26 protein-coding genes and 1 pseudogene are annotated in these 26,470 nt (G+C 72.0%); 15 read left to right on the top strand and 12 right to left on the bottom strand.

Translation table 11 applies throughout. The features are described 5' to 3' along the window. Positions 1–59: 59 nt before the first annotated feature. Positions 60–821, top strand: coding sequence for an SDR family NAD(P)-dependent oxidoreductase (locus ACZ4UU_RS30845; protein ID WP_471906660.1), 762 nt, complete (start codon positions 60–62; stop codon positions 819–821). 8 nt (positions 822–829) lie between these two features. On the opposite strand, the gene ACZ4UU_RS30840 is transcribed toward ACZ4UU_RS30845, so the two are convergent. Further along, positions 830–1,594 (bottom strand): glycoside hydrolase family 75 protein, encoded by a 765-nt coding sequence (locus ACZ4UU_RS30840; RefSeq protein WP_471906659.1) that lies wholly within the window; start codon positions 1,592–1,594, stop codon positions 830–832. A 407-nt stretch (positions 1,595–2,001) separates the two neighbouring features. Between ACZ4UU_RS30840 and ACZ4UU_RS30835 the strand changes: the two genes are divergently transcribed. Next, on the top strand, positions 2,002–2,979 hold the full coding sequence (locus ACZ4UU_RS30835) for a fibronectin type III domain-containing protein (RefSeq protein WP_471906658.1): 978 nt from the start codon (positions 2,002–2,004) through the stop codon (positions 2,977–2,979). A 167-nt stretch (positions 2,980–3,146) separates the two neighbouring features. Further along, a complete protein-coding gene (locus ACZ4UU_RS30830) occupies positions 3,147–3,683 on the top strand; it encodes a hypothetical protein (protein ID WP_471906657.1) in 537 nt (178 codons plus the stop codon). A 39-nt stretch (positions 3,684–3,722) separates the two neighbouring features. Here ACZ4UU_RS30830 and ACZ4UU_RS30825 read toward each other — a convergent pair whose 3' ends face one another. From ACZ4UU_RS30825 to ACZ4UU_RS30810, 4 genes are all read right to left on the bottom strand, one after another. Beyond that, positions 3,723–4,274, bottom strand: coding sequence for a PadR family transcriptional regulator (locus tag ACZ4UU_RS30825; RefSeq protein WP_471906656.1), 552 nt, complete (start codon positions 4,272–4,274; stop codon positions 3,723–3,725). 31 nt (positions 4,275–4,305) lie between these two features. Next, on the bottom strand, positions 4,306–6,321 hold the full coding sequence (locus ACZ4UU_RS30820; protein WP_471906655.1) for an NADPH-dependent 2,4-dienoyl-CoA reductase: 2,016 nt from the start codon (positions 6,319–6,321) through the stop codon (positions 4,306–4,308). 254 nt (positions 6,322–6,575) lie between these two features. Beyond that, on the bottom strand, positions 6,576–6,956 hold the full coding sequence (locus tag ACZ4UU_RS30815) for a hypothetical protein (protein WP_217205908.1): 381 nt from the start codon (positions 6,954–6,956) through the stop codon (positions 6,576–6,578). 113 nt (positions 6,957–7,069) lie between these two features. Further along, positions 7,070–7,942: a hypothetical protein gene (locus ACZ4UU_RS30810; protein ID WP_471906654.1), complete on the bottom strand. Its 873-nt coding sequence runs from the start codon at positions 7,940–7,942 to the stop codon at positions 7,070–7,072. A 269-nt stretch (positions 7,943–8,211) separates the two neighbouring features. Here ACZ4UU_RS30810 and ACZ4UU_RS30805 point away from each other — a divergent pair, with 269 nt between their 5' ends. Further along, positions 8,212–10,290, top strand: a complete 2,079-nt coding sequence (locus tag ACZ4UU_RS30805; RefSeq protein ID WP_471906653.1) for a SpoIIE family protein phosphatase — start codon at positions 8,212–8,214, stop codon at positions 10,288–10,290. A gap of 148 nt (positions 10,291–10,438) precedes the next feature. Then, the gene (locus ACZ4UU_RS30800) at positions 10,439–11,200 is read left to right on the top strand and encodes a hypothetical protein (RefSeq protein WP_471906652.1); all 762 of its coding nucleotides are present in this window, start codon (positions 10,439–10,441) and stop codon (positions 11,198–11,200) included. Here the strand turns inward: ACZ4UU_RS30800 and ACZ4UU_RS30795 are convergent. Next, positions 11,197–12,030, bottom strand: coding sequence for a putative protein N(5)-glutamine methyltransferase (locus ACZ4UU_RS30795; RefSeq protein WP_471906651.1), 834 nt, complete (start codon positions 12,028–12,030; stop codon positions 11,197–11,199). The two genes, ACZ4UU_RS30800 and ACZ4UU_RS30795, sit on opposite strands and share 4 nt — an antisense overlap. Before the next feature lie 281 nt (positions 12,031–12,311). On the opposite strand from ACZ4UU_RS30795, the gene ACZ4UU_RS30790 reads away from it, so the two are divergent. From ACZ4UU_RS30790 to ACZ4UU_RS30780, 3 genes are all read left to right on the top strand, one after another. Beyond that, the gene (locus ACZ4UU_RS30790) at positions 12,312–12,917 is read left to right on the top strand and encodes a sulfite oxidase-like oxidoreductase (RefSeq protein ID WP_471906650.1); all 606 of its coding nucleotides are present in this window, start codon (positions 12,312–12,314) and stop codon (positions 12,915–12,917) included. A gap of 52 nt (positions 12,918–12,969) precedes the next feature. Then, positions 12,970–13,725 (top strand): ferredoxin reductase, encoded by a 756-nt coding sequence (locus tag ACZ4UU_RS30785; RefSeq protein ID WP_471906819.1) that lies wholly within the window; start codon positions 12,970–12,972, stop codon positions 13,723–13,725. Between the two features lie 78 nt (positions 13,726–13,803). After that, positions 13,804–14,388, top strand: coding sequence for an Rv1733c family protein (locus ACZ4UU_RS30780; RefSeq protein ID WP_471906649.1), 585 nt, complete (start codon positions 13,804–13,806; stop codon positions 14,386–14,388). A gap of 136 nt (positions 14,389–14,524) precedes the next feature. Here the strand turns inward: ACZ4UU_RS30780 and ACZ4UU_RS30775 are convergent, their stop codons facing one another. Next, positions 14,525–14,749, bottom strand: coding sequence for a hypothetical protein (locus ACZ4UU_RS30775; protein WP_471906648.1), 225 nt, complete (start codon positions 14,747–14,749; stop codon positions 14,525–14,527). A 126-nt stretch (positions 14,750–14,875) separates the two neighbouring features. On the opposite strand from ACZ4UU_RS30775, the gene ACZ4UU_RS30770 reads away from it, so the two are divergent. From ACZ4UU_RS30770 to ACZ4UU_RS30760, 3 genes are all read left to right on the top strand, one after another. Beyond that, the gene (locus tag ACZ4UU_RS30770) at positions 14,876–15,844 is read left to right on the top strand and encodes an acetylxylan esterase (protein WP_471906647.1); all 969 of its coding nucleotides are present in this window, start codon (positions 14,876–14,878) and stop codon (positions 15,842–15,844) included. Positions 15,845–15,956: 112 nt separating this feature from the next. Further along, positions 15,957–17,123 (top strand): serine hydrolase domain-containing protein, encoded by a 1,167-nt coding sequence (locus ACZ4UU_RS30765; RefSeq protein ID WP_471906646.1) that lies wholly within the window; start codon positions 15,957–15,959, stop codon positions 17,121–17,123. 131 nt (positions 17,124–17,254) lie between these two features. Beyond that, positions 17,255–17,998 (top strand): GntR family transcriptional regulator, encoded by a 744-nt coding sequence (locus ACZ4UU_RS30760; protein ID WP_471906645.1) that lies wholly within the window; start codon positions 17,255–17,257, stop codon positions 17,996–17,998. On the opposite strand, the gene ACZ4UU_RS30755 is transcribed toward ACZ4UU_RS30760, so the two are convergent. From ACZ4UU_RS30755 to ACZ4UU_RS30745, 3 genes are all read right to left on the bottom strand, one after another. After that, positions 17,968–18,225 (bottom strand): hypothetical protein, encoded by a 258-nt coding sequence (locus ACZ4UU_RS30755; RefSeq protein ID WP_471906818.1) that lies wholly within the window; start codon positions 18,223–18,225, stop codon positions 17,968–17,970. The two genes, ACZ4UU_RS30760 and ACZ4UU_RS30755, sit on opposite strands and share 31 nt — an antisense overlap. A 255-nt stretch (positions 18,226–18,480) precedes the next feature. Continuing rightward, positions 18,481–19,206 carry a class I SAM-dependent methyltransferase gene (locus ACZ4UU_RS30750; RefSeq protein ID WP_471906644.1) on the bottom strand — a complete coding sequence of 242 codons (726 nt, stop codon included), beginning with the start codon at positions 19,204–19,206 and terminating at the stop codon, positions 18,481–18,483. A gap of 5 nt (positions 19,207–19,211) precedes the next feature. Beyond that, positions 19,212–19,769, bottom strand: coding sequence for a PadR family transcriptional regulator (locus ACZ4UU_RS30745; RefSeq protein ID WP_471906643.1), 558 nt, complete (start codon positions 19,767–19,769; stop codon positions 19,212–19,214). A 70-nt stretch (positions 19,770–19,839) separates the two neighbouring features. Between ACZ4UU_RS30745 and ACZ4UU_RS30740 the strand changes: the two genes are divergently transcribed. From ACZ4UU_RS30740 to ACZ4UU_RS30725, 4 genes and pseudogenes are all read left to right on the top strand, one after another. After that, entirely contained in the window at positions 19,840–20,238 is a 399-nt protein-coding gene (locus ACZ4UU_RS30740) for a nuclear transport factor 2 family protein (RefSeq protein ID WP_471906642.1), read from the top strand. Positions 20,239–20,326: 88 nt separating this feature from the next. Then, a complete protein-coding gene (locus ACZ4UU_RS30735; RefSeq protein WP_471906641.1) occupies positions 20,327–21,154 on the top strand; it encodes a class I SAM-dependent methyltransferase in 828 nt (275 codons plus the stop codon). Between the two features lie 244 nt (positions 21,155–21,398). Next, complete coding sequence (rho, locus tag ACZ4UU_RS30730) at positions 21,399–22,535, top strand: transcription termination factor Rho (RefSeq protein ID WP_471906640.1); 1,137 nt, start codon at positions 21,399–21,401, stop codon at positions 22,533–22,535. A gap of 93 nt (positions 22,536–22,628) precedes the next feature. Further along, positions 22,629–23,468, top strand: a pseudogene (locus ACZ4UU_RS30725) (D-alanyl-D-alanine carboxypeptidase family protein); the annotation flags it as partial. 80 nt (positions 23,469–23,548) lie between these two features. On the opposite strand, the gene ACZ4UU_RS30720 reads toward ACZ4UU_RS30725, so the two are convergent. Together ACZ4UU_RS30720 and mptB are read right to left on the bottom strand one after the other, a co-directional pair. Beyond that, the gene (locus ACZ4UU_RS30720) at positions 23,549–24,901 is read right to left on the bottom strand and encodes a glycosyltransferase 87 family protein (protein ID WP_471906639.1); all 1,353 of its coding nucleotides are present in this window, start codon (positions 24,899–24,901) and stop codon (positions 23,549–23,551) included. After that, entirely contained in the window at positions 24,898–26,292 is a 1,395-nt protein-coding gene (gene mptB / locus ACZ4UU_RS30715; RefSeq protein ID WP_471906638.1) for a polyprenol phosphomannose-dependent alpha 1,6 mannosyltransferase MptB, read from the bottom strand. The genes ACZ4UU_RS30720 and mptB overlap by 4 nt, the downstream gene beginning before the upstream one ends. Positions 26,293–26,470 lie beyond the last annotated feature (178 nt).

Here is a 26,470-nt window from a genome sequence, read left to right as displayed (position 1 = left end):
GTGTGATCCCCGGGCGCGTTCGGCACGCCGCCCCTCGGACACACGGATCGGAGCACTTCATGAGCGGCGGACTGGACGGACGCGGCGTCATCGTCACCGGAGCGGGCTCGGGCATCGGGCGCGCGGCGGCACTGGCCTTCGCCGAGGCGGGCGCCCGGGTGGTGGCGGCGGACCTGAACGCCGAGGGCGCGCAGGCGGTCGTCAAGGAGATCGAGCAGACCGGCGGCGACGCGGTGGCCGTCGTCGGCGACCTGAGCGAGCAGGGCGTCGTCGACCAGGTGGTCGAGACCGCCGTGGAGCGGTTCGGCGGTGTGGACGTCCTGGTCAACAACGCCGGGATCATGGACCGCATGTCGGCACTGGCGGACGTCACCGACGCCGAGTGGGAGCGGGTCGTCCGGGTCAACCTCACCGCCCCGTTCCTGCTCACCCGGGCGGTGCTGCCGCACATGCTCCAGGCGGGCCGGGGCGCCATCGTGAACACGGCGTCCGAGGCCGGCCTGCGCGGCAGCGCGGCGGGCGCCGCGTACACGGCGTCCAAGCACGGCGTGGTGGGGCTGACCAAGTCGCTGGCGGTGATGTACCGCAAGCAGGGAATCCGCGCGAACGCCATAGCCCCGGGCGGCACTCAGACCGGCATCGTGGTGGACACGGCGCCGGACGCGCACGGACCGGCCGCTCTCGGCCCGCACTTCGTCAACCTCGGCCGGGTGGCCCGGCCGGAGGAGCAGGCGGCCGCGATCGTGTTCCTCGCCTCGGACGCGGCGAGCAACATCAACGGCGTGGTCCTGCCGGTCGACGACGGCTGGTCGGCGGTCTGACGACCCCCCTACCGGCCGTACGACTGGTCGCGCCGCTTGCCGTATGACTCGTGTGACTTGTCGTACAGGTCCCCGTCCACGAACTCTCTGGCCAGCCGCTCCCCGACCCTCGTGGCGGCCGCCGCGTCCTCGATGGGCGTCACTCGCGAGTCCCTGAAGACGATGTAGGTGACGCCTGAGGCCGTGCCGCCGCTGCGTGGATCGGGCGGAATGCCAAGGGCTTTGGCGGTGGCGTACGACGCCTCGCCGATGATGTCGTGCGGGCCGACGTCACCGACGACCGCGTACCGCACCCGGCCCCGGTGGACGACGGCCGCGACCGCGCCGCCGTGCACGCCGTCGGCGTCGTGGTCCCAGAGGCCGCTCGGGGTGGGTACGACGATGTACGGGAGACGTTCGGCGTTCAAGTGGCGACCGTCGGACTGCTGATAGGCCGTCACGGGGGAGAAGTAGGGATCCGTACGGCGGTTGCAGTGGTCGGAGGGCCGTCCGTCGCAGTCGATGTCCATGTCCGCCTTCCAGAACACCGCTCCCCGCGCCCCACAGATCGGGATCTTCGCGGGCGCTCGGCCGTCGCTTCGATAGCGGCCCCGCGAAACCGGCGCGCAGTCGCGCACCTTCCACAGCAGGTCCGCGGCGCTGACGCCGACGTCGGCCTCGCGCCGCACCTCGGGCCCTTCGTCCGCCGCGGGTGACGGGGGTGGTGCGGTGGGCGTCGTCGGGGCGAGCAGAGCGGCGCCCGCCGCGACCAACGTCAGCGACTGGAAACGCACGTTAAGGAACCCTCTCGGCGGGGACACTGACGGACACCGATCGGGACACTGTCGAAAATCAGCCCAAACTGGTGTCATTCCGATCATGTTGCCATCAGTGGGCCGCTACGGTGTGCACCCGGGCGACACGCGAGGTCCCCGAACTTCCGTCAGGGGCCGGGGGTCTGGGTCCGTGACGGTCCCGACTCCCCCGGCCACCCGCGTCCGGCGCGGGTTCAGCGACGACAGCGGGCCCGCGCACGCGGCATGAACTCCCCGGACCTCATGGAGAGTTCAGCCGTGAGGAGCTTCAGCATACGTAACGCTCAGGACAGCTCACCAACGACCGTCCTCTTGATGTGATCGCGCCGGCCGGGCCATATTGGTCCGGACCATTGCCGCGAGGCCGCCCCCAGGGAGGCAGAGTCGTGCGACGCGTTCTCGTACTCGTTTCCGCCCTCTGCGCAGCACTCGCCCTGCTCTCGTCCTGCACATGGGGCACGCCGGACGGGGACGGCGGCCGACCGCCCGGGGCGCCCACGGGGGTCACGGCCGAGGCGGGCAGTGCGACCAGCGTGCACGTCATGTGGAACGCTGTCGCCACGGACCGAGGCGTCCATGTCTACGAGGTGTATCGGGGCCCCACAAAGGTCAAGGAAGTGCCGGGTGCCGCGCACATGGTGGATGTCACCATGCTGAAGCCCTCCACCACCTATGCGTTCACCGTGCGGGCCCGTGACAAGGACGGGCGTCTCGGGCCGCCGAGCCGGCAGATCCGGGCCACGACCCCGGCGGCGGTGGCCGCCGACCGCTCGTCCCCGACGCGCCCGGGGAAGGCCACCGGCCGCGCGGTGGGCAGCCGGGCGGTTCAGCTGTCGTGGTCGAAGGCCACGGACGACCGGGACGTGGTGTCGTACGACATCCATCAGGGCGACACGAAGATCCACAGTGTGGGCGGCAACCAGACGGCGGCCGTCGTCACCGGACTCCGTCCGGGCACGCGCTACTCGTTCACCGTCCGGGCCCGGGACGCTGCCGACAACGTCTCCCCCGCCACTGCGGCCGTCCGCATCACCACGCCCGGCACCGACGACGGCCACGGCACCGCGCCGACCGACTTCCAGGCGACGACCCGTCGGGCGGACGGGGCGTACCACCTCGACCTGAGCTGGGTGCCGCCGCGCACGGACGGCGTCGTCACGGAGTACGAGGTCCGCCTCGACGGCCGCAGGGCCACCTCGCTGGTGTACGGCGGAACCGCGCCGCGCGGCCGGGCCACGTACAACTTCTACCTGGGCCCGGACTCCGGGGTCGACCACCGGGTCCGGATCCGGGGCAGGCTACCGGACGGCACCTGGGGCGGCTTCTCGGCGGAGCGGACGGTGACGACCGGCGCGCGGCGCTGACGAGCGGTCCGGTGTCCCCCGGATGCAGCAACGCGTCACCTGACCGGGTCCGGTCCGCATGCGGGCCGACCCCTGGGCGCGTTGGCTGCCCCTGAGGCAGCACGGGCGTTCCCGACCCTCGGCGGCGCAACGGACGTACCGCCAACCGTGCCGCCGGAGGGCATTCCATGCGCAATTCATCGCTATTCCTCCGCTCGGGCCTGACCGTGGCAGCCGCCTCTCTTCCCTTCGTCGTGGCCGCGGGTTCGGCCGCGGCGGTCTCGGGGATCTCCGTGAGCACCACCGGGTCCACGGTGTCCGTCACGACCAGGGCGTGCAGCAACGTCAACGGCAGCTGGGGCACCGCTTCCCTGCTCAACAGCCGCCAGGCGAACTTCGCCCAGGGCCGCCAGGTCTCCCTGTCGGGGACGGACGCCCTTCAGTCGGCGGCCTGGTCCGGCGTGAGCCCGGGCACGTACACCGTCATCGTCCAGTGCTCCAACGGGACGACGGCGGGAACCCAGTCGGTCATCGTCTCGGGCCCCTCCCCCACCCGCACGATCTCCACCACGGCCTCGCCGTCGCGCGGTGTCATGGGCGGCATGGGCGGAGGCACGAAGGACTACGGCACGCTCACGCTGGTGGGCGGTGGTGTCCTGGTGGGCGCCGGGGTCGCGGCCACCGCCTGGTTCCTGCGCCGCAAGTCGAAGCCGTACCGGCTCTGAGGGCTTCTCGGAGTCATCTCGCTCCGCAGCCCCCTCGGCTCACGCCGTCTCGTGTCCCGGCAGTTCCGCGAACTCCTCCAGCGCGCGCGTGAGCCACTGCGTCCAGAAGGTCTCCAGATCGATGCCGGCCCGCAGCACCAGGTGGCGCAAGCGGTCCTGGGAACTGTCCTTGCCGGGCGGGAAGTCGCGCCGCTCGATCTCCTCGTACTCGGCCAACTGCCGTCGGTGGAGGTCGAGATGGCGACGGAGATCGGCCTCGATGCCGTCGGTCCCCACCACGGCCGCGGCGCGCATCCGCAGCAGCAGCGGGTCGCGGTGGGGCTTCGGGTCCTGGGACGCGGCGGTCCAGCGGGCCAGTTCGGCGCGGCCCGCGGGCAGGACCTCGTAACTCTTCTTCTGCCCGCGGGCCGGCTGCCGGCTCGGCAGGGTGCGGATGAACCCCTCGGCCTCCAGTTTTCCCAGCTCGCGATAGATCTGCTGATGCGTCGCCGACCAGAAGTACCCGATCGACTTGTCGAAGCGACGGGTCAGCTCCAGCCCCGAGGACGGCTTTTCGACCAGGGCGGTGAGGATCGCGTGCGGGAGTGACATGAGCTCATCCTAGGGACGCGTCCGGGCGCCCCTAAAGGCTCGCCGCCAGCTCCGTGCCCTGCTTGATGGCACGCTTGGCGTCCAGTTCGGCGGCCACGTCGGCACCGCCGATGAGGTGTGCGCTGTGGCCCGCGGCGAGCAGCGCCTCGTACAGGTCGCGGCGCGGCTCCTGCCCGGTGCACAGCACGATGGTGTCGACCGGCAGGACGGTGCTCTCCTCGCCGACGGTGACATGCAGTCCGGCGTCGTCGATCCGGTCGTAGCGCACGCCCGGGACCATGGTGACGCCGCGGTGCTTGAGCTCGGTGCGGTGGATCCAGCCGGTGGTCTTGCCGAGGCCGGCGCCGACCTTGGTGGACTTGCGCTGGAGCAGGTGGACGGTGCGCGGCGGGGCGGGGCGCTCGGGGGCGGCCAGGCCGCCGGGGCCCCTGTAGTCCATGTCGACGCCCCACTGGCGGAAGTAGGTCGCCGGGTTCTCGCTCGCCTTGTCGCCGCCGTCGGTGAGGAACTCGGCGACGTCGAAGCCGATGCCGCCGGCGCCCAGGACGGCGACGCGATCGCCGACGGGGGCACCGTCGCGCAGGACGTCGAGGTAGCCGACGACGCTCGGGTGGTCGATGCCGGGTATGTCGGGGGTGCGCGGGGTGACGCCGGTGGCGACGACGACCTCGTCGTAAGCGGCGAGGTCCGCGGCCGACACCCAGGTGTTCAGGCGTACGTCCACGCCCTGCCAGTCCAGCTGGTGGCGGAAGTAGCGCAGGGTCTCGTCGAACTCCTGCTTGCCGGGCACCTTGCGGGCGACGTTCAGCTGGCCGCCGATCTCGCTCGCGGCGTCGAACAGCGTGACGTCGTGGCCGCGTTCGGCGGCGCTCACGGCACAGGCCAGTCCGGCCGGTCCCGCACCCACGACGGCGACGCGCTTGCGCCGCCGGGTCGGGGACAGCGTCAGCTCGGTCTCGTGGCAGGCACGAGGGTTGACCAGGCAGGACGTGATCTTGCCGCTGAAGGTGTGGTCGAGGCAGGCCTGGTTGCAGCCGATGCAGGTGTTGATGGCCTCCGGCTTCCCGGCGGCGGCCTTGGCGACGAAGTCGGGGTCGGCGAGCATCGGCCGGGCCATCGACACCATGTCCGCGGAGCCGTCCGCCAGCAACTCCTCGGCGAGTTCCGGGGTGTTGATGCGGTTGGTGGTGACGAGGGGGACCGACACCTCGCCCATCAGCCGCTTGGTGACCCAGGTGTAGGCGCCGCGCGGAACCGACGTGGCGATGGTCGGGATGCGGGCCTCGTGCCAGCCGATGCCGGTGTTGATGATCGTCGCCCCGGCGGCCTCGACGGCCTTGGCGAGCGTGATCACCTCGTCGAGCGTGGAGCCGCCCGGGACGAGGTCCAGCATGGACAGCCGGTAGACGATGATGAAGTCCTCGCCGACGGCCTCACGGACCCGGCGCACGATCTCGACCGGGAAGCGCATGCGGTTCTCGTACGAGCCGCCCCAGCGGTCGGTGCGCCGGTTGGCCTGCTGGGCGATGAACTCGTTGATGAGGTAGCCCTCGGAGCCCATGATCTCCACGCCGTCGTACCCTGCGTGCCGGGCGAGGCGTGCGGCACGCGCGTAGTCGTCGATGGTCCGCTCGACGTCGGCGTCGGTGAGCTCGCGGGGCGGGAAGGGGCTGATCGGCGCCTGGAGCGGGCTCGGGGCGACGAGGTCCTGGTGGTAGGCGTACCGCCCGAAGTGCAGGATCTGCATCGCGATCCGGCCGCCCTCGCGGTGCACGGCGTCGGTGATGACCCGGTGCTGCTCGGCCTCCGCCTCGGTGGTGAGTTTGGCGCCGCCCTCGTAGGGCCGCCCCTCGTCATTGGGCGCGATGCCACCGGTGACGATGAGGCCCACTCCCCCGCGGGCGCGCTCCGCGTAGAAGGCCGCCATGCGCTCGAAGCCTCGCTCTGCCTCCTCCAGGCCCACGTGCATGGAACCCATCAGGACGCGGTTGGGCAACGTGGTGAAGCCCAGGTCCAGCGGGCTCAGCAGGTGCGGGTAACGGCTCATCGGGGCCCTCCGTGCGCGGTGTCGTCCTGACGTAGTTGTAGAGGACCGAAGAGCCTTTATGCAACTAGTTGCACAACCAAGGGAGGGTGACACGGGCCACTGTCGCCTCGGGTGCGTGGGCGGCCGCGGGTCGGGAGTGGTTGCTCGCGCAGTTCCCCGCGCTCCTGAAGGGCGCGCAGGTGACGTCCCTCAGGGGCGCGGGGAACTGCGCGAGCAGCCGCCACGCATCCGCGCCCCACCCCACCGACGGCGAGTCACATCGGGCCGGGGCGACTCTCCAGGACCACGTGCAGCTCACGCTCCTGGTCGCCCGAGGCGGAGGCGAGGTCGTGCACCGTGAACAGGGAGTCCAGCGTCGTACGGAGCCGTTCGATGGCCCAGTAGCCGCCCTGCGCGTCGGCCTCGACGGACGACGACAGCCGGGCGGGAGGCGGGCACTCCTGCGCGTCGGTGACCTCGAACGTGCCGAGCCACACCATCGGGCGTGTCTCGTGGAGCTGCTGCGGCACGTCCTCGGGGCCCCGGTCGGACTCGAAGCACGCGCACAGCGCGTCGAACACGATCCGGGCGTCTTCCTTGTTGCATCCGCTGATCTCGACGGAGACGGGTTCCTCGTGCGTTCGTTCACGGTCCATCGTGATCGCTCCTCTCGTGGCCGCACCGCGGTACCACGGGTAGCCCGCGGAACCGGACCCCAACCCAAGAAAAGCACCACCCGCGGCCGAGCACTACCGGCGGCGCCGCGACGTCAGCCGCGCGTGAACCGGTAGGTCTTGCTGTCCGTCAGCACACAGAAGCCCGGTGAGATGACGATCACGCGCAGCGTGCCGGTACGGCGGTCGTAGTCGATGCCCTCCGTCTCGAAATCACCCGAGCAGGAGCTGCGCAGCGGCAGCTGGCGCAGGGCCGTGACATGGCCGGTCACGTCGGAGGTGCCGGGCTCGGCGGACAGGTCGATCTGCAGCAGTGGCTTGGTCATGCCGAAGAGGGTTCCGGCGGGGTCGTCGGAGGAGCACAGCAGGGTCGTGGCGTCGAGGAAGTCGCAGCCCTGGACGTCGCGTACGGCGTGGTCCAGCCGGATGCTGGAGGTCCAGGGAAGGTTCGCCGACGGTGAGGTGGCGGGGTTGACGCCGGGTGTCGGGTGGACCAGCAGCCGGGTCATGGTGCCCCACTCGCCCGAGACCATCCACTGCCCGCCGGGCGTGACGGCGGCGAAGGAGTTGTTCAGGGCCTCCCCGGGACCCAGTGTGTGCACATACTCCGACCAGGTCCCGTCCGGCGCCTGCACCCGGAACATCTTCGCGGTGCCCGAGTCCGCCTGGTACGGCTCGACGTAGTAGCCGTCGTAGGAGGCGTCGGGGTCACCCACGTGGTTCCAGCCGCGGCTGCTGACCGAGACCGGGATGGTGCCGATGCCCGTGTACCGGTTGGGGCTGTTCGCCGGGACCTCGACCGAGGCCAGGCCCTGGCTCTCGGTCAGCGGGTCGGCGCGGTCGGAACCCACCTCCGTCCAGGTGTCGGCGGCCTGCGCGGGCGTCGCGGTGGACAGCACGGCGGCGGAGGCGAGGGCGACGAGGCCGGTGACAGCGGCGTGACAACGTTGCCGGGCGCGCAGGGCCATGGAGCGACTCCCTTGGGGGGTGGGTGCGTGTCGGCGGACAGTTTGGCGAGCTGCTGCGGTCATGTACAGGCCAAGCGGAGAAACGTGTGCTGTCTGTTCGGCCACAGTCCTCCGCCCCCGTGATGACTTCGCCGTACGCCCGCCCTCGTGTTGAGGGATGGTGGAGGAGAACGACCGAGGGGGCCCGGAGACGGTTGAACGCGGTAGAACAAGGGGAGTCGGCACGGGGGAACGGCGTGCCGCGAAACTGGGCGAAGGCGGTGCGTGGGATGTCTGCAGCCGAACCTCCCGTGGCCGAGGGCGACGAGCCCGTGCGCGGGCCGGTAGGGCCGAGCGGGCTGCTCGACGTCCTGGGCGTGGCCTCGGTGGTGCTGGACACCGAGGGGCGCATCGTGCTGTGGAGCCCCCAGGCGGAGGAGCTGTTCGGCTACTCGGCGCAGGAGGCGCTGGGCGAGTACGCGGCCCGGATCATGGTCCACGAGCAGTACCTGGACCTGGTCGTCAAGCTCTTCGCCGACGTCATGGAGACCGGCGAGGGCTGGGCCGGGGCCTTCCCGATCCGACGCAAGGACGGCGGCACCCGGCTGGTGGAGTTCCGCAACATGCGGCTGCTCGACGACGAGGGGGACGTGTACGCGCTGGGCCTGTGCGCCGACCAGGCGACGGTCCGCCAGGTGGAGCGGGACGTGGCGCTGTCGACGCGGACGATCGCGCAGGCGCCGATCGGCCTGGCCGTGCTGGACACCGAACTGCGGTACGTCTCGGTCAACGAGGCGCTGTCGCAGCTCAACGGGATCTCCGCCGAGGACCATCTCGGCCGTACGCCGCGTGAGCTGCTGCCGGACGTCGACGTCGACGTCGTCGAAGCGGCCCTGCGCGAGGTGCTGCGGACCGGTGAGCCGCTCATCAACCAGCGCATCACGGGCCGCACGCCGGCCGATCCGGACCGGGAGCACTTCTGGTCCATCTCGCTCTACCGGCTGGAGGACACGGCCGGCACGGTCCTCGGCGTCGCCGGCATGGCCGTCGACATCACCGAGCAGCATCAGGCCGCCGTGGAGGCCGAGACGGCCCGCCGGCGCCTGGCGCTCATCGCCGACGCCTCCGCCCGGATCGGCACCACCCTGGAGTTGGACCGCACGGCGCGCGAGCTGGCCGACGTGGCCGTGCCGGAGCTCGCCGACGTGGCGGCCGTGGATCTGCTGGAAGCCGTGGTGGACGGCAGACGCAGCAGCCTCGGACCCGCGGAATCGGCGGTGATCCGCGCCCTGGCCGTCCGTGCGGCACACGACACGGAGGCCCTCGACGCCGCCGACCAACCGGGACAGGTCGCCCGTTACGGCCCGGACCGCCTGGTCACCGAGTGCGTGCGCACCGCCGGTCCGGTGATGGTGACGCACGTCGAGGAGAAGGACCTGCCGCGCATCGCCCGCTCCCCCGAGGCCGCCGTCCAGCTGGGCCGCGCGGGCGTGCACTCCTACCTGGCCGTGCCGCTGATCGCGCGCGGCGAGGTGCTCGGCGCCCTCGACCTCAAACGCACCCGCAATCCGCTGCCGTTCAGTGAGGACGACCTGCTGCTCGCCCGTGAACTGGCGGCCCGCGCGGCCGTGCAGATCGACAATGCCCGCTGGTACCAGAACGCCCGCGACACCGCCCTCACCCTCCAGCGCAGCCTGCTGCCCAGCCATCCGGCGGTGACCGGCGGCCTGGAGGTCGCCTCCCGCTACCAGCCCGCGGGCGCCAGCGCAGAGGTCGGCGGCGACTGGTTCGACGTGATCCCGTTGGAGGACGGCAAGACCGCGCTGGTCGTCGGCGATGTGATGGGCAGCGGCATCGACGCCGCCACGACCATGGGCCGGCTGCGCACGGCGACGCACACGCTGGCCTCCCTCGACCTCGAACCGGCCCGGCTCCTGGAGCACCTCGACAAGATCACCCAGGGCCTCGACCACTCCATCGCCACCTGCGTCTACGCCATCCACGACCCTCGGCTGCGCCAGTGCCGGCTCGCCAACGCCGGACACCTGCCGCCCGTCCGCCTGCGCCCGGGCCATTCCCCGGAGCTGCTCGAACTGCCCACCGGGGTACCGCTGGGCGTCGGCGGAGTCCCGTTCTCCACGACGGCGATCGACCTCGAACCCGGTGACCGCCTCGTCTTCTACACCGACGGACTCGTCGAGACCCGCCAGCACCCGCTCGACGAACGCCTGGCCGCGCTGCTCGAACTCCTCGACGGCCCCGACCGCCCGCTGGAGGAGGTCTGCGACCTTCTGCTGCGCACTTTGCACCGGCCCGAGAACGCCGACGACGTGGCGCTGCTCATCGCCCGTGTGCTGACGCCCGGTTGACCGGCCCCGGCCGGTGGCTGGGTGGCGCGTGAGAACGCGGCGCCGGTTCTCACAGGAACTGATTACTCGTTCCTTATCGTCCGCAACCCACAATCACAGCAAGGCATGGCATGGGGATGCCGGGTGCTGTGACCGATGGGAGCGAGCGGTGACACACGATCCGGATCAGGCACGAGACGCCGACGGTGAGCCGGCCGGCACGGAGTTCGAGGTCCTCACGGGACCGGGCGGCCCGGCGCGGGAAGGGCCAAGGAGCGGGGGCGTACGCCAGCTGTGGCAGCGGCAGTCCGTCCGGGCCCGGGTGGTGACCGCGGCGGCCACGGTCGCCGTACTCGCCCTCGGCGGTACCGTCGCCTACGCCGCGACCTCGTCGGGCCCGGGCGAGGGGGCCTCGCCCTCGGCCGACGGGTCGGCGTCGGCATCCTCGTCGCCGGACCGGCCCGACGGACGGCACGGGCCCGGCATGCGGCTCGGCCTCGGCGGCGGCGTGCACGGGGAGACGACCGTGAAGGACCCGGACAGCGGCGAGTGGATCGTACGGATCTGGCAGCGCGGCACCGTCCAGAAGGTGGACGGCGACCAGGTCACCGTCAGGAGCGAGGACGGCGCCGAGTGGACGTGGACCGTCGGCTCGGAGGCCACCGTCCGTCATGACGGGAAGAAGGAATCCGGCGCCGGCGACCTCAAGAAGGGTGAGACCGCCTTCCTCGTGGGCACGCGGTCCGACGACGACACCAGGACAGCCTCCCGCGTGCTGTCGGGCACATGGAAGGAGCTGAAGGAGGACCGGAAGGAGCACCGGGGTCCCGGCGGCGACTGGCGGGACGAGTTCCGTGGACCGCGCCACTGGGAGGCACCGGACTCCCGCCCCTCGGAGAGCCCTTCGCTCAGCGGTGCGGCGGCCTCCTAGCCTCCGGCCGGGTCGAGGCCGACCACGACGTTCGCGTACAGCTCCTCGGAGACGATCAGGCGCGCCGACAGGCCGCTGCGGGTGAAGGCCTCCAGGGCCGTCGGCGCCTGGCGTTCGCTCGTCTCGACCAGGAGACAGCCGCCGGGCGCCAGCCAGCGGGGGGCCTCGGCGGCGACCCGGCGCAGGACGTCGAGGCCGTCCGGACCGCCGTCGAGGGCGACGCGCGGCTCGTGGTCACGGGCCTCCGCCGGCAGGAGCCCGACTTCGTCGCTGGGTACGTACGGCACGTTCGCCGCGAGGATGCCGACGCGGCCGCGCAGGCTGCCGGGCAGTGCCTCGAACAGGTCGCCCGTGTGCACCTGGCCGCCGAAGGGCGCCACGTTACGGCGGGCGCAGCGCACCGCGGCCGTGTCGATGTCGGCGGAGTGCAGTTCGACGCGACCGAGTGCGGCGGCCAGTGCGGCACCGACCGCGCCCGAGCCGCAGCACAGGTCCACGACCACCGAGGCGCCCGGGGCAAGGGCGAGGGCCTGCTCGACCAGGAACTCGGTACGGCGGCGGGGCACGAAGACGCCGGGCTCCACGGCGATGCGCAGCCCGCGGAACTCGGCCCAGCCGAGCACGAGTTCGAGGGGCAGTCCGGTGACGCGCCGGTCCACCATCGCGGCGAGTTCGTCCGGGGTGTCGGCGGCGGCCAGGATCAACCGGGCCTCGTCCTCGGCGAAGACACAGCCGGCGGCACGCAGCGCGGACACGACGGCGTCGGGCGTGAGTGGCGACGGGGAGGAGGAAGAGGCAGGGGAGGAAGACGGGGAGGAGAGAGGTGGCATGGAAACCGAGAGCCTTTCGGAAGCCGAAGGGTGCTCTCGCGGTCGCCTACCGGCGGTGGTCCGCGCCGACTCGAGGTGAGAGCACCCGACCTGACACAGCGGTAATGGGTCCCACCTCCTTGGACTCCAACACGATCGGGACGGCCCCGACCGGACGGCAACCCTACCCCAACCGGCCCGACTCGGGGCGGGTCGGTGGAGCGCGTACGGTTGAATGAGCAAACACCGATCACGCTCGACCCGCGGGCCGTCGACCATGGCGGCCTGGAGGCACCCCTCGTATGAACGTCACCCGAGGCTTCACCGGACGCCCACGCGTCCAGAACGCCGCGCTTCCGCCCGGTCAGTACGACGCGGGCGACGACTGGCCCGTGCTGTCAGCCGAGGTCACCCCCGAGCTGATGCCCGCCGAGTGGACCTTCCGCGTCGACGGCCTGGTGGAGGAGCCGCGCACCTGGAGCTGGGAGCAGGCCCACGAGCTGCCGGCGTCGGTGTACGAGGGCGACATCCACTGCGTGACGAGCTGGTCGAAGTTCGGGGTGCGGTTCGGGGGCGTCTCGCTGGACAGCTTCCTCGATGTGGTCCGGCCCCATGTGTCCGCCACACATGCCGTCGCCTACTCGCACACCGGGTACACCACCAACCTGCCGCTCGCCGACCTGACCGGCGGACGGGCCTGGATCGCCTGGGAGTACGACGGCGAGCCGCTCGCCGCGGAGCACGGCGGCCCGGCCCGGCTGCTGGTGCCGCACCTGTACTTCTGGAAGAGCGCCAAATGGATCGCGGGGCTGCGCGTCCTCGACCGCGACGAGCCGGGGTTCTGGGAGCAGAACGGCTACCACGCCCGGGGCAACCCCTGGGAGGAGCAGCGGTACTCCGGTGACTGACGTGACTGTGGCCGGCGTGACTGTGACTGACGTGACCGTGACCGAGGCGGCTGTGACCGAGACCTTCGCTCCCCCGACCCGTTTCGCCGTGCCCGGGCGGATCGCCGTCAGCAACCGCGCCGCCGCGCTGTGGCAGACCGCGACGATCACCGAGATCCGCCGCGAGACCCCGCACGCCGCCACCTTCCGGCTCGCGGTGCCGGCCTGGGCGGGCCATCTGCCGGGCCAGCACCTGATGCTGCGGCTGACCGCGCGGGACGGCTATGTGGCCCAGCGCCACTACTCGATCGCGTCCGCGCCGGACGACTCCGGGCACATCGAACTGACCTTGGACCATGTCGAGGGCGGTGAGGTGTCCGGCTGGTTCCACTCGGTGGCCGAGCCCGGTGACACGGTCGAGGTGCGCGGCCCGCTCAGCGGCTTCTTCGCCTGGCCCGGCGACCGGCCCGCGCTGCTCGTCGGCGCCGGCTCCGGTGTCGTACCGCTGATGTCGATGGTGCGCCACCACAGGGCCCGGGGCCTGGACGTGCCGCTGCGGCTGTTGGTGTCGGCGCGCAGCCCCGAGGAGCTGATCTACTCGCGGGAGTACGGCGCGGAGACGACGCCCGTGTTCACACGGAGTGCGCCGAAGGGTGTGGCTGTGGGACGTGTGGCCGCCGCACATGTGGCGCCACTCCTGGCCGAGGAGCCTCCCGGTGGGTGGGAGGCCTATGTGTGTGGCTCCAACGGCTTCGCCGAGCACGCGTCCCGGCTGCTGGTCGCGGCCGGTCAGCCCGTGGACCGTATCCGGATCGAGCGCTTCGGCTGACCGGCGGTCCGCAGCGAGGCCGCATGTCTGTCCGGGATCGTCAGGAACGATGTCCTGTGTACGGGGTACCTGGACGCCATGCGATACCTGGTGCGTGACCGACACCGGCGGCGCAGTTCGCTGCGGCGCCGGTCGGATGTCGTCGAGGCGTGGATGTTGGGGGTTGTGGCCGTCCTGATCCTCGTGATGGCGCCCCTGGTAGGGGTGTTCACGGCCTGGTGGGCCCATGACAGCGCCCGGGCGACGGCCCGGGAACAGCGCGCCGATCGCCGGCCGGTCCGGGCCGAGGTCGTCGGAAGGCACGCCGACACGCTCCCCATGGCACACGGCGGACGGCAGCCGTCCGCGCGGACGACGGTCCGCTGGGCGGAGCCGGACGGCACAGCGCGCACGGCCACGGCGCGCGTCCCGGCGGGCACGCGGAACGGCGAGACGATCGACGTGTGGCTGGACTCCCGCGGCCGGAGCGTGGCCCCGCCTCCGGACGGTGGGGCGGTCCTGCAGCACGCCGTCACCGTCGGGGTCTGCGCCACGGGCGGCACGGTCGGCGTGATCCTGCTCGGACACCTGGCCGTACGCCACACTGCGATGCGCCGCCGCCTGGCCGAATGGGAGCAGGAGTGGGCCGCGACGGAGCCGGAGTGGACGGGCCGTCGGGCATGACCTGGCACGGCCTGGCATGACCCGGGCCCATGGGTCGAGGTGGTGCAGCCGCCCATCAGCAGTTTCGGCCATGCCGACGTACGCCGACACGTGGGCGGCCTCCTCGTCGAGGCCCGCCCAGAGCGGGTAGAGGTGGTCAGCCAGTCGAACAGCGAGCCGTGTGGTGGTGCGTGTTGATCAGGCCCGGTGTGACGAGTCGTCCGGCCGCCGAGACCGTCGTGCGGGCCTCGGGCTCGCTCCCGGCCGTGCCGACGGCGGTGACCCGATCACCGGTGACGGCCAGCCAACCGCCCGGAATCTCCCTCCCTCCGTCCACGACGAGGAGTCCGGCGTCCCTGACCAGCAGATCCGTAGCCTTCACCGGGGAATCGACGACAGACGTGATGGCGTCATCGTAGGCGCTGGGCACAGGAAAGATCTGGCGAGTCGTCCGACCTCCCACGTACGGTGTGATCATTGGCAGTCCTCTTCGCAAAGGCGGTCCTTGATGGCCCTGTTCGACCTTCCGCTCGACGAACTGCGCGAGTACCGCAGCGAGTCCGTCGAGCCCGAGGACTTCGACTCGTTCTGGGGCAAGACCCTTGACGAGGCGCGCGGACACGACCTGGACGCCCGGTTCGAGCCGGTCGACACGGGGCTGTCCACGGTGCAGGTGTACGACGTGACGTTCGCCGGCTTCGCCGGTCACCCGGTGAAGGGCTGGCTGCGGCTGCCCACCGGGGCCACGGAGCCACTGCCGCTGGTGGTGGAGTTCATCGGATACGGCGGGGGACGCGGCCTGCCGCACGAGAACCTCCTGTGGGCCTCCTCGGGCCGGGCGCACTTCATGATGGACACGCGCGGTCAGGGCAGCGCCTGGGGCGCCGGTGGCGGGACACCGGACCCGGTGGGGTCCGCGCCCGCGTATCCCGGTTTCATGACGCGGGGCATCGACGCTCCCGAGAACTACTACTACCGCCGGGTGTTCACGGACGCGGTCCGTGCCGTCGAGGCCGCCCGCTCGCATCCGCTGACCGACGCCTCGCGCACGGTCGCGATCGGTGCGAGCCAGGGCGGCGGCATTACGATCGCCGTGGGCGGCCTGGTACCGGACCTGACGGCGATCGCGCCCGACGTGCCCTTCCTGTGCGACTACCCGCGCGCGGCGACTCTCACGGACCGTCACCCGTACCGCGAGATCGGCCTTTACCTCAAGACACACCGGGGCCGCACCTCGGACGCCCTGCACACCCTGTCCTACTTCGACGGCGTCCACTTCGCGTCCCGCGGCCGGGCGCCCGCCTTGTTCTCGGCGGCCCTGGAGGACCAGACCTGCCCGCCCTCCACCGTCTTCGCTGCCTTCAATGCCTGGGCCCACGACGAGAAGGCCATCGAGGTGTACGACTTCAACGACCACGAGGGCGGTGGCCCGTTCCACGAGGCGGCCAAGCTGGACTGGCTGCGCGCGCACGCCTGAGCCAGGTCGGCGTGTTCGGCTCCTTCCACCCAGTCCGACCAGTCGGTACGTTCAGGAATCCGGGCCGCGGCCTCGCGGCCCGGATTCCCGGCGGAGGACAAGGGGTGGGGCCATGACGGAGCACGAGCCGGCGGTGCACGGGCATTGCGATCCGCGGTTCGCGGCGGTGCGGACGGCGTTCGAGGCGAACTTCCGGGAGCGCGGGGAGCTGGGCGCGGCCGTCGCGGTCACGGTCGGCGGCGCGACAGTGGTGGACCTGTGGGGCGGGTGGGCGGACGCGGCGCGCAGCCGCCCGTGGCAGCGGGACACGCTGGTCAACGTGTGGTCGACGACCAAGGGCCCGACGGCCCTGTGCGCGCACGTCCTCGCCGACCGGGGGCTGCTCGACCTGGACGCCCCCGTGGCCGGGTACTGGCCGGAGTTCGCCGCGGCGGGCAAGGAGCAGATCCCGGTACGGCATCTGCTGTCGCACCGCGCCGGTCTGTCCGGTCTGCGGGAGCCGCACTCGTTCCAGCAGCTCTGCGACTGGGAGTTGACGACCCAGCGGCTCGCGGCGATGGAGCCGTGGTGGGCGCCGGGGACGCGGTCCGGGTATCACGCGTTCACGTACGGGTTCCTGGTCGGGGAGGTCGTGCGGCGGGTGTCGGGGCTGCTGCCCGGTGCCTTCCTGGAGCGGGAGGTGACCGGGCCGCTCGGGATCGACTTCGCGATCGGGTTGCCGCCCAAGGAGTCCGGGCGGGCCGCCGAGCTGGTGCAGCCGCCGGTCGCGTCGAGCAGTGAACAGAAGGCGATCTTCAGCCAGTTGGCGCCCGCCGCCCTGGCCGCGCTGGCCAACCCCGCGGTGGGGGCGGTACAGGCCAACTCCCCCGAGTGGCGGGCCGCCGAGATCCCCGCCGCGAACGGGCACGGCACCGCACGGGCCATCGCCGCGCTGTACGGGATCTTCGCGGGCCGCGGGACGTACGACGGCCACCGTGTCCTGTCACCCGAGGCCGCCGAGCGGGTCCGCGAGGGCCAGGGCAGCTGTCGCGATCTGGTGCTCGGGGCCGGGTTCGAGAACGAGACCGAGGCCGGGCTGGGCCTGTGGCTGAGCGGGGAGAACGGTTCGTACGGACCCAACCCGCGGGCTTTCGGACACGACGGCTTCGGCGGTTCGTGCGGGTTGGCCGATCCGGAGGCCGGGGTGTCGCTGGGCTACGCGATGAACCGGATGGGGCCTCATATCGCCGACGACCCGAGGAAGACGGCGCTGATCGACGCCGTGTACGGGGCTCTGTGAGCGCCGGTTCACGCGGGCCGTTTCGGCCGAAGTGACAGGCCGCCCTTCCCTTCTGGTTTAGACCAATGCTTGGATCTGGTGGCGCAACGAACCCGCACGGCTACCACACGTCACCAAACAGGAGGCGCGGCATGGTCCGCACCACCCCGCACGACCGCCCGCTCACCGAAGCGCAGCCGCTGTACTGGAGGATCGCCACCCAACTGCTCGGCGAGCTGCGCGACGGCACCATCCCGCCCGGTGAACGGCTCCCGGCGGAGCGCCGGCTGGCACTCCACTTCGGGGTCAGCCGGGAGACCGTACGGCAGGCCCTCGAGGTGCTGCGCCACAGCGGTCTGGTCAGCACCGACCGACGGGGCAGCCATGCCACCCTGTCCGGTCCGCCGGTCGAGATCCCCTCGACGCTCACCTTCCCGGTCGGCGCCCGGTCCACGGCCCCGGGCGCGGTGGACCGGGCGACGGTCGCCTGGGAGACTCCCCCGCCGGAGCATGCCGAGGCCCTGGGGCTGGCCCCGTACCGGCCGACCCTGGTGCACCGCTACGAGTCCGCGGGCGCCGACGGCCACGGCCGCCGTACGGCCGTCACGTCGTTCTCCGCGGTGGCGCTCGCCGAGGTGGCAGAGCTGGCCCGCTGTCGCGACCGCGCCGACGGCACCGGGGCGGCCGAGCTGCGCCGCGCCTACGACTGGATGCGCCGGGCGGGCCTCACGCTGCATCACCGCGACGCCATCACCCGGCTCCCGGGCGCACCTTCGGTACGGGTGACCCGGCGCGTGCACGATCAGTACGCCCGCCCCCTGGAGGTCACGGACCTCGTCATGGACGCCCAACAGGACGCTTTGGTCTACGAGTTCACGCTGCCGGCGGCGGGCTGAGAGCGCACGACCCTTGCCTGCCGGGCCAGTGCCGGCAACCGGCCGTCCGCCGACCAGACCGCGCTGTCGTCGACGGCCCAGCCGCCGCCCGCCTGCTCGGTACGGATCCGGACGAGGGCCCAGCCCTCGTGGACGCCGTCGTCGAAGGCGTCGGTGAAGTGGACGGTGAGTTGTGCGGTGGGTACCGGGCACGGGGTGCGCCAGCGGGCGTAGAGGGCGGACGGCAGGATGTCGGTGACGGGTGACGGCCGCCGGGGCGGCGAGGACGCGGCCCGTCCAGGAAGCGGATCCAGGCGGTCAGCTCGACCTTGTCACCTCCGGAGAGCGATCCGCGAGCCGGACAGTGCCGAGCCGTGGATGACCGGTACGCCGTTCTGGTGGCCGGTGAAGACGCCGCTCGCCGTGCGGCGGCCGACGACGGGAGCCGCGCCGGAGATGTGGAGCGGGTTGTCGTCGACCGGCGCGAGGTGGTGCCGACCCGCCTAGTCAGGACGGCGCGCCACCACCATCCGCACCCGTGGGCTCCCGTCCGCTCTCCGCCCGAACTCCGGCAGGGCCCCGAGTTCCACCCGGAAGCCGGCCCGTTCCAGCTCGGCACGGACGTCACCGAGCCGGAAGGCCCGGTAGTACATGACGAAGGGCGGGCGCCAAACCGCGTTGCGCACCCGCATCACCGCGTCGAAACCGAGCAGCATCCAGTACGCGGGGGACGTGGGCCGGGGCGGGGCCACGATCGGGAAGGCGAAGGTTCCACCGGGCCGCAGCACGGAGTGGACCTGGGCGAACAGGCCCGGCAGCTCACGGGGAAGGAAGTGGCCGAACGCCCCGAAGCTCACCACGAGGTCGAAGGCGGAGGTGAACGGCAGGGCGCGGGCGTCCGCGCGCACCCAGGCGACGCGGGCTCCCCCGGCCACCGCCTGACGCCGGGCGACATCGAGCATGCCGGCGCTGAAGTCGACCCCGGTGACGCTGCGCCGGCACACCTCGGTCAGCACCTCCACACCGGCGCCCGTCCCGCAGCACAGGTCGAGGCCGTCGTCGTACGGGCCGGTCCGGTCGAGTGCCGTCGCGACCGCGGTGAGTACCGACTCCGGTGTACGGAAGGGGGTGTGGTCGAACTTCGGGGCGAGCAGGTCGTATCCGCGCTCGACGGACGACAGGGCCTGCACGGCGAGTTCGCGCGGGGAGGGACCTTCGGGGCTGAACATCCGGGTCACCCCGCGGCGACGCGTTGCTTCAGGACGGCGAGCACCCGTTCGCACCAGCGCAGGTTCTCCTCCTCGAAGGAAATGCCGCGCAACAGCGTCAGATACGGTCCGACGCGGTCGGAGTCCCGCAGGAACTCGTCCTCGGTGCGTCCGTCGAGGAGTCGGTCACGTACTCGGGCGTAGCGGTCGAGTTTGCCGCGCGCCCACGTCATGCGCTCCTCGATCAGGGCCTGGGTGGTTTCGGGGTCCTCCATGGCCTGGAGCTTGATCAGCAGTTCGTCACGGACGGCCGTGGGCCGCCGGGGCGGCTCGGCGGCGAAGGTGCGCAGATCCTCCCGGCCGGTCTCGGTGAGGGTGAACATCCGCTTGTCGGGCCGGCGTTCCTGCCGCACGACCCGGGCCTCGACGAGGCCGTCCTGCGCGAGTCGTTCCAGCTCCCGGTAGAGCTGCTGCGGGGTCGCGGGCCAGAAGTTCGCGAACGACGCGTCGAAGACCTTCGAGAGCTCGTAGCCCGAGGCCTCGCCCTCCAGGAGGGCGGCGAGGACGGCGTACTTGAGGGACATGTGGACACGGTAACAGCAGGTGATTATTCTCATCGGCACCTACTCAATTAATTGACTACGAGGTGATCCGATGCACGCGTTCCGCGAGGCGGTCGAGGCAGGCGACTTCGACGCCGTGGAGGCCCTGCTGGCCGAGGACGTCGTCTTCACCAGCCCGGTCGTGTTCAAGCCGTACCCCGGCAAGGCCATCACGGCGGCCATCCTGCGCGGCGTGGTGCGAGTCTTCGAGGACTTCCGCTATGTGCGGGAGATCAACGACCCGGGTGGCCGCGACCACGCGCTGGTCTTCACCGCGCGCGTGGGCGACCGGGAGATCACCGGCTGCGACTTCCTCCGGGTGAACGAGGACGGGCTGATCGACGACTTCATGGTCATGGTCCGCCCGCTGTCCGGCGCGCAGGCGCTGGCCGAGGCGATGGGGGCGCAGTTCGAGCAGATCGCGAAGGAGGCGGAGGCGCGCTCGGCGTGACGGTCCCGTCCGGCCCCACCGATCGGGAATCCGCCCGTGTCCGGAAGTCCTGCCGCCGCGCGTGACCCGTTCACGGTTGGATGTCCTCATGAGCACCGACGAGCACGCGCGGATGATGTCGGCCAACCAGGCGAACTGGGACGCCCGCACGCCCGTCCATCTCGCGAGCCGCTTCTACGGCCTCGACCAGGACCTCGATCCCACGCGCTGGTTCGCCACCTTCGAATGGGACGACCTCGGTGAGCTTGTCGGTCGCGACGTGCTCCATCTCCAGTGCCACCTCGGCACCGAGACGATCGCCTTCGCGCGGCGCGGGGCGCGGGCCGTCGGCCTGGACTTCTCCGGGGCGTCGGTGGCCGCCGCGAACGGGATCGCCGAGAAGGCGGGGCTCGACGTCACCTATGTACAGGCCAATGTGTACGACGCCGTGCCGGCCCTGGAGGGGCGGCAGTTCGACGTGGTGTACACCGGCAAGGGCGCGCTGTGCTATCTGCCGGACCTCGACCGCTGGGCCGGGGTCGTGGCCCAACTCCTGCGGCCCGGGGGCCGGTTGTACATCGTCGAGTTCCATCCGCTGCTCAACTCCCTCGGCCCGAAACCCGGTGCGGGCGAGGGCCCTGAGCTGCTGCTGCGCCACGACTACCTGGGCGGCGACGGCGCCGTGCACCGGGACGCGACGCACACCTACACCGACGGTCCCGCCGTCGAGGGCGCCACGGACAGCTATGAGTGGATGCACGGAATAAGCGAGGTCGTCAACGCGTTGGTGGATGCGGGACTGACCATCCGGCGCCTCACGGAGAGCGACGAGCTGCCCTGGCCGCGCTGGCCGCAGATGGTGCGGACGCCGTCCGGCTGGTGGCGGCTTCCCGAGCCGCGCATCCCCTTGCTGTACGGTTTGCTCGCCACACGCTGAACCAGCGTGGTACCGTCCCCTTAGCACTTGTGTACGCCCGTCGTAGGCGCCGGTGCTGTTCCTCCTTCAGTTCGCCGGTGGGTGAACCGGCTTCACTTCATCATCTCGTGACCAGCGGCCCTGCCGTATCCGAGGTGCTGTTTCCCGCCGCACGAAGGCGCTCCGTCCGCCTTCCCGATGTCCGCGGCAACATCCCTCCCTTTCGCATGTCCCATGCCTTCCGTCCTTGAAAGGACCACCCCTCATGACCACGACACTCGAACACCCCCCGGTCCAGCAGCAGCCCCCGTCCCGAGCCGTCACCGGTGTCCTCGACATCGACGCGAACGGGAAGGGCCATCTGCGCGCCGAGAACCTGCTTCCGTCGCCCTCCGACCTGCCCGTCTCCCCCGCCCTGATCCGCCGTTACGGCCTGCGCAAAGGGGACCTCGTCGACGGTGTACACGGCGCCCAGCGCGCACTCGGCGAAGTGACCCTCGTCAACGGCCGCACCCCCGGCAAGAACCGCCGCGGCTTCGGCGAGCTGACGCCGCTTCACCCGCGTGAGCGGATCCGTCTCGAACACCCGGCGTCCGGCCTGACCGGGCGGGTCGCCGATCTGATCGCGCCCGTGGGCAAGGGCCAGCGGGGCCTGATCGTGGCCCCGCCCAAGACCGGCAAGACCGTGCTGCTCCAGCAGATCGCGGCGGCCGTCGCCGGCAACCACCCGGAGTGCCGGCTGATGGTGGTGCTGCTCGACGAACGCCCCGAGGAAGTCACCGACATGCGGCGCTCGGTGCGCGGCGAGGTGTACGCCTCGACCTTCGACCGGGCGCCCAAGCAGCACATCGCGCTCGCCGAGCTCGTCATCGAACGGGCCAAGCGGCTCGTGGAGGCGGGCGAGGACGTCGTCATCCTGCTCGACTCCCTGACCCGGCTGTGCCGGGCGCACAACAACGCGGCCGCTTCCAGTGGCCGCACCTTGAGCGGCGGCGTAGACGCTGCCGCGCTGCACGGACCGAAGCGGTTCTTCGGCGCCGCACGCCTGGCCGAGGAGGGCGGTTCGCTCACCATCCTCGCGACCGCCCTGGTGGAGACCGGTTCCCGGGCCGACGACTTCTACTTCGAGGAGCTCAAGAGCACCGGCAACATGGAGCTGCGGCTCAGCCGGGACCTCGCCTCCCGCCGTGTCTTCCCCGCCGTCGACATCAACCCCTCCGGCACCCGCCGCGAGGAACTCCTCCTGCCCACGGCCGAGTTGGCCGCCGTACGCGGTCTGCGCCGGGCGCTGCAGACCCGGGACGGCCAGTCCCACCTGGAGACCCTCCTGGAGCGGATGCGCGAGACGCCCGACAACGCCACGTTCCTGCGGCGGATCCAGCCCACGCTGCCCGGCGAATGACACACCCGGCAAGAATCGCCCGTACGGGTGCAGGCGCACCCCGACCGGCCCGGGCAGCGCGCTGTACGGCGGGACCCTTCCTACGTTGGCGGTATGAAGATCGGATTTACCACCCGGGCTCTTGTGTCCACCTGCGCGCTGTGCGCGGCTGGTCTGCTGGCGCTCGCGCCGGCCACCGCGGTCGCCCGCACCGGGCAGGACGCCGACCCGCCCGGCGGGCACCGGGCCGTGACACCGCAGCCCGCGCTGCTGTACCGGTCCGGCCCCCATGTGCGGCCCCACGCCGGGGCGCCCCGGCTCCCGCACCCCTCCGCGCTGTCGTGGCTGGTGGCCGACGCCGACTCCGGCGAGGTGCTCGCCGCGTACAACGCGCACCGCAGGCTGCCGCCCGCCAGCACCCTGAAGACGCTGTTCGCCCTCACCGTGCTGCCGACCCTGCCCGGCGGCATCCGGCACACGGTGCGCGAGGAGGAGCTCGCCGGGATCGGGCCCGGCAGCAGTCTGGTCGGGGTCGCCGAGGGGCACACGTACCGGATCGCCGATCTGTGGCGCGGCGTGTTCCTGAGCTCCGGCAACGACGCCGTGCGTGTGCTGGCCGCGCTGAACGGCGGCTGGCGGGCCACGGCCGCCCGTATGCAGACCAAGGCCCGTGCGCTGGGTGCGCTCGACACGCGCGTGCTGTCGCCGGACGGGTATGACACACCCGGTCAGGTGTCATCGGCGTACGACCTGGCGGTGTTCGGCCGGGCGGGGCTGCGCAACGCCGAGTTCGCGCGGTACTGCGGCACGGCAGCGGCCCGGTTCCCGGGCAGGGGCGGCGGCTGGTCGTACGAGATCCGGAACACCAACCGGCTGTTGACCGGCGCGGACGGCGTGGACCGGTATCCGGGCCTGATCGGCATCAAGAACGGCTACACCAGCCATGCGGGCAACACGCTGGTCGCCGCCGCCCGCCGGGGTGAGCGCACACTCGTCGTCACGGTGATGAACCCCCGCGCGGGCGGGTTCGCCGTCTACGAAGAGGCGGGCGAGCTGCTCGACTGGGGGTTCGGGGCGGCGGGGCGGGTCGAGCCGGTGGGGTCGCTGGACGCCTTGCGGGCCAAGCCGAGGCCCGGGCCGGCGACGTTGCCGGTGGTCGCCGCGGTGGAACCCGAAGGCCGGGTCGGCTGGCCGGAGGCCTTCGTGATCGTGGGCGCCGCCGGAATGGGTGCGGGTGCCGTGTCGCTGGTGACGCGCGGCAGGGTCGAGCCGTCGACGCCGGGCTGACCGACCGGCAGCCACAGCAGCAGGCCCAGCGTGATCCAGGTGTAGGTGTTGCTGCCGAGGAAGCCGTCGACGCCGGACGCGTCGTCGAACCACAGCCACACCACGCTGGTGCAGAGCACGGCGTACAGCGCGGCGGCGATCCGCGGGCGGTCGGCGCGGACCAGGACGGCGAAGGACGGCAGCAGCCAGACCAGATGGTGCACCCAGGTGATCGGGCTGACCAGGCAGGCGGTCAGCCCGGTCAGGGCGAACGCCGCCGTCCAGTCCCCCGCCACGGCCGCCCGGCGCGTGCGCGCCACCCAGACGCCCAGCACCAGCAGGACCACCACCGCCCAGACCGCGCGGCTGGAGACGTCCAAGCGGGCCAGGATGCCCTGCAACGACTGGTTGGAGACGTAGTCGAGGCGGCCCACGCGGGTGGTGTCCCACATCGCGTGCGTCCAGTAGAAGCGGGACGCGTCGGGCGCCACCCAGGCCGCCAGTGCCGTGGCGGCGGCGGCGACGGCAGTGGCCACGGCGGCCGCTCGCCGTCGCCGGGCCACCAGCAGCAGGCCGATGAACGCGGCCGGCGTCAGCTTGATCGCCGCCGCGAGACCGATACCCACTCCCGCCCAGCGCTCCCGGCCCGTCGACAGCAACCAGCAGTCGAGCAGCACGAGAGCCAGCAGCAGGATGTTCACCTGGCCGAAGCTGAAGGTGTCCCGCAGCGGTTCGAACAGGGCGAGCCCGCACACCGCCAGCGCACCGCCGTACCAGCCGTACCGCCGCCAGGCCGGCCCCGCCAGCACACGCAGCGCGAACGCCAGGGCCGCCAGGTTGAGCAGCAGCGCCACCGCGATCGCGACATGCAGATCGACCAGTGCCATGGGCAGCATGACGACGGCCGCGAACGGCGGGTAGGTGAAGCCGTACGTGGTGCCGGGCACCCGGTAGTCGTAGATACGGCCGCCGTGGTGGATCCAGCTGTCGACGGTGCCGTAGTAGACGCGCAGGTCGAACCAGTCGCGCAGCAGCGGCACGGTCGCGGTGAAGAGGGTCACGGCCGCGGCGAGGACCAGGACCAGGGCGAGCCGGCCGCGGCCGGTGCGGGGAAGTCTCATGCGGTGCGCTCCAACGCCGGGGTCTGCGCCGCGAGATGCGCCTGCCACAGGACGACCACGGCGAGTACGCCCCCGGAGACCGCCAGCACCAGCTGACCGGCGTCCGCGGCACCGCCGCTGGGCAGAACGGCCAGCGCGAGCACACCCGTCACGGCGGCCACCCGGTGCCGTACCGACGTACTGGGCGCAGCGGCGGCGATGAGGAACAGTCCCCACAGGGCGTACCAGGGGCGGATCGCCGGTCCGAACGCGGCCACGGCCGCCAGGCTCAGACCGAGCGCGTACACCGGGCGCGGACGCCAGCGCCACCATATGAGGAGCACCAGGACCGCCGTGAGCACGAGGCCGAAGACGTGCCACGCCGGTACGGCCAGCGGCGCCAGATCGCTGCCGACCCTGGCGAGCAGCGACTCGGTGGCACGGCCGAGGAGGCTGGTGAGCGCCCAGTTCTGCGGGGAGACCGGGGTGTCCAGGGCTCCTATCCAGCCGTATCCCGTGCCCGCGACGGCCGTCGCGGCGACCGTGGTGGCGGCGGACGCGGCCGCCGTGCTCAGGACGGCCCTCGCCGGGTGGTGGCCGGAGCGCATCCGGAGCAGGACGACCGCGGCGAGGCCCAGCGCGGCGGGTGCCTTGACCAGCGCGGCGAGCGTGACGAGTACGGCGCCCAGGACCGGCCACCGGCCGAGCGCCGCGACCAGGCCGGCGCCGAGCAGACCGAGCATGATCGCGTCGTTGTGCGCGCCCGCGACCAGGTGCAGCAGCACGAGCGGGTTGAGGGCGCCCAGCCACAGCGCGGCGGCCGGGTCGGCTCCGCTGTGCCGGGCGAGGCGCGGCAGCACGGCCGCCATCAGGGCGACGCCGAGCAGCGCTATGAGCCTCATGCCGAGGAGCCCGGCGGGGAGTTCACCGCGGGTCAGCGCGGACAGGGCCGAGGCGACGCCGAGGAACACCGGGCCGTACGGCGCGCCGGTGTGCCGCCACAGCGGGGCGACCTCGTCCGCGAGCGGGCCGCCGAGGTGGGCGGGACCGTACGCGTAGACGTCGATGTGGGCGTCGACCATGGCGCCTTGCGCCAGGTAGCTGTAGACGTCCCGGCTGAACAGCGGCGGCGCGATCAGCAGCGGGGTGGCCCACACGGCCAGCACCAGCAGCAGGTCGCGCGGCGCGGGCGGGTCGGCGCCGCGCACAAGGCGGCCGAGGAGCAGCCACGCCACTATCAGCAGGACGACACCGAAGTACACGCCGACCAGGCCCAGGGCGGCGTGCACCGAGCTCGGGGCCAGGAGTTCCCGGACCGGCAGGGCGCCGGCCGTCTCACCGCCCAGGGCGAGGAAGGCGGTGCCGGCCAGACCCAGGATCTGGCAGCGGCGGAGGTCGAGGGGGAAAGCCATGGCCAACACTCGGGCAGCGTGTCAACGCCGGGTGGCTTTGAGTTGACGCGGGGCCCTCCGGGGGTGAGCCGGAGTGTGACGTGCCGGTGATCTGATGCGAGGGCGTTGCGGACTGGGATCCGTCTGCCTGGTGCGGTTGTTCGCAGGGTGCGGGTCGGTGGGGCGTGTCGCGCAGTTC

The sequence above is a fragment of the Streptomyces sp. NPDC028907 genome, assembly GCF_055564995.1.
This window is presented reverse-complemented; position numbering and strand designations above follow the sequence as displayed.

Excerpts from the sequence above, each read along its gene's own strand:
- ACZ4UU_RS30795 (WP_471906651.1), bottom strand. The coding sequence starts at position 12,030 with ATGCCACCTCTCTCCTCCCCGTCTTCCTCCCCTGCCTCTTCCTCCTCC.
- ACZ4UU_RS30815 (WP_217205908.1), bottom strand. The coding sequence starts at position 6,956 with ATGGACCGTGAACGAACGCACGAGGAACCCGTCTCCGTCGAGATCAGC.
- ACZ4UU_RS30720 (WP_471906639.1), bottom strand. The coding sequence starts at position 24,901 with ATGAGACTTCCCCGCACCGGCCGCGGCCGGCTCGCCCTGGTCCTGGTC.
- ACZ4UU_RS30830 (WP_471906657.1), top strand. The coding sequence starts at position 3,147 with ATGCGCAATTCATCGCTATTCCTCCGCTCGGGCCTGACCGTGGCAGCC.
- ACZ4UU_RS30825 (WP_471906656.1), bottom strand. The coding sequence starts at position 4,274 with ATGTCACTCCCGCACGCGATCCTCACCGCCCTGGTCGAAAAGCCGTCC.
- ACZ4UU_RS30780 (WP_471906649.1), top strand. The coding sequence starts at position 13,804 with ATGCGATACCTGGTGCGTGACCGACACCGGCGGCGCAGTTCGCTGCGG.
- ACZ4UU_RS30740 (WP_471906642.1), top strand. The coding sequence starts at position 19,840 with ATGCACGCGTTCCGCGAGGCGGTCGAGGCAGGCGACTTCGACGCCGTG.
- ACZ4UU_RS30790 (WP_471906650.1), top strand. The coding sequence starts at position 12,312 with ATGAACGTCACCCGAGGCTTCACCGGACGCCCACGCGTCCAGAACGCC.
- rho (WP_471906640.1), top strand. The coding sequence starts at position 21,399 with ATGACCACGACACTCGAACACCCCCCGGTCCAGCAGCAGCCCCCGTCC.
- ACZ4UU_RS30845 (WP_471906660.1), top strand. The coding sequence starts at position 60 with ATGAGCGGCGGACTGGACGGACGCGGCGTCATCGTCACCGGAGCGGGC.
- ACZ4UU_RS30770 (WP_471906647.1), top strand. The coding sequence starts at position 14,876 with ATGGCCCTGTTCGACCTTCCGCTCGACGAACTGCGCGAGTACCGCAGC.
- ACZ4UU_RS30805 (WP_471906653.1), top strand. The coding sequence starts at position 8,212 with ATGTCTGCAGCCGAACCTCCCGTGGCCGAGGGCGACGAGCCCGTGCGC.
- ACZ4UU_RS30760 (WP_471906645.1), top strand. The coding sequence starts at position 17,255 with ATGGTCCGCACCACCCCGCACGACCGCCCGCTCACCGAAGCGCAGCCG.
- ACZ4UU_RS30765 (WP_471906646.1), top strand. The coding sequence starts at position 15,957 with ATGACGGAGCACGAGCCGGCGGTGCACGGGCATTGCGATCCGCGGTTC.
- ACZ4UU_RS30810 (WP_471906654.1), bottom strand. The coding sequence starts at position 7,942 with ATGGCCCTGCGCGCCCGGCAACGTTGTCACGCCGCTGTCACCGGCCTC.
- ACZ4UU_RS30745 (WP_471906643.1), bottom strand. The coding sequence starts at position 19,769 with ATGTCCCTCAAGTACGCCGTCCTCGCCGCCCTCCTGGAGGGCGAGGCC.
- ACZ4UU_RS30735 (WP_471906641.1), top strand. The coding sequence starts at position 20,327 with ATGAGCACCGACGAGCACGCGCGGATGATGTCGGCCAACCAGGCGAAC.
- mptB (WP_471906638.1), bottom strand. The coding sequence starts at position 26,292 with ATGGCTTTCCCCCTCGACCTCCGCCGCTGCCAGATCCTGGGTCTGGCC.
- ACZ4UU_RS30750 (WP_471906644.1), bottom strand. The coding sequence starts at position 19,206 with ATGTTCAGCCCCGAAGGTCCCTCCCCGCGCGAACTCGCCGTGCAGGCC.
- ACZ4UU_RS30820 (WP_471906655.1), bottom strand. The coding sequence starts at position 6,321 with ATGAGCCGTTACCCGCACCTGCTGAGCCCGCTGGACCTGGGCTTCACC.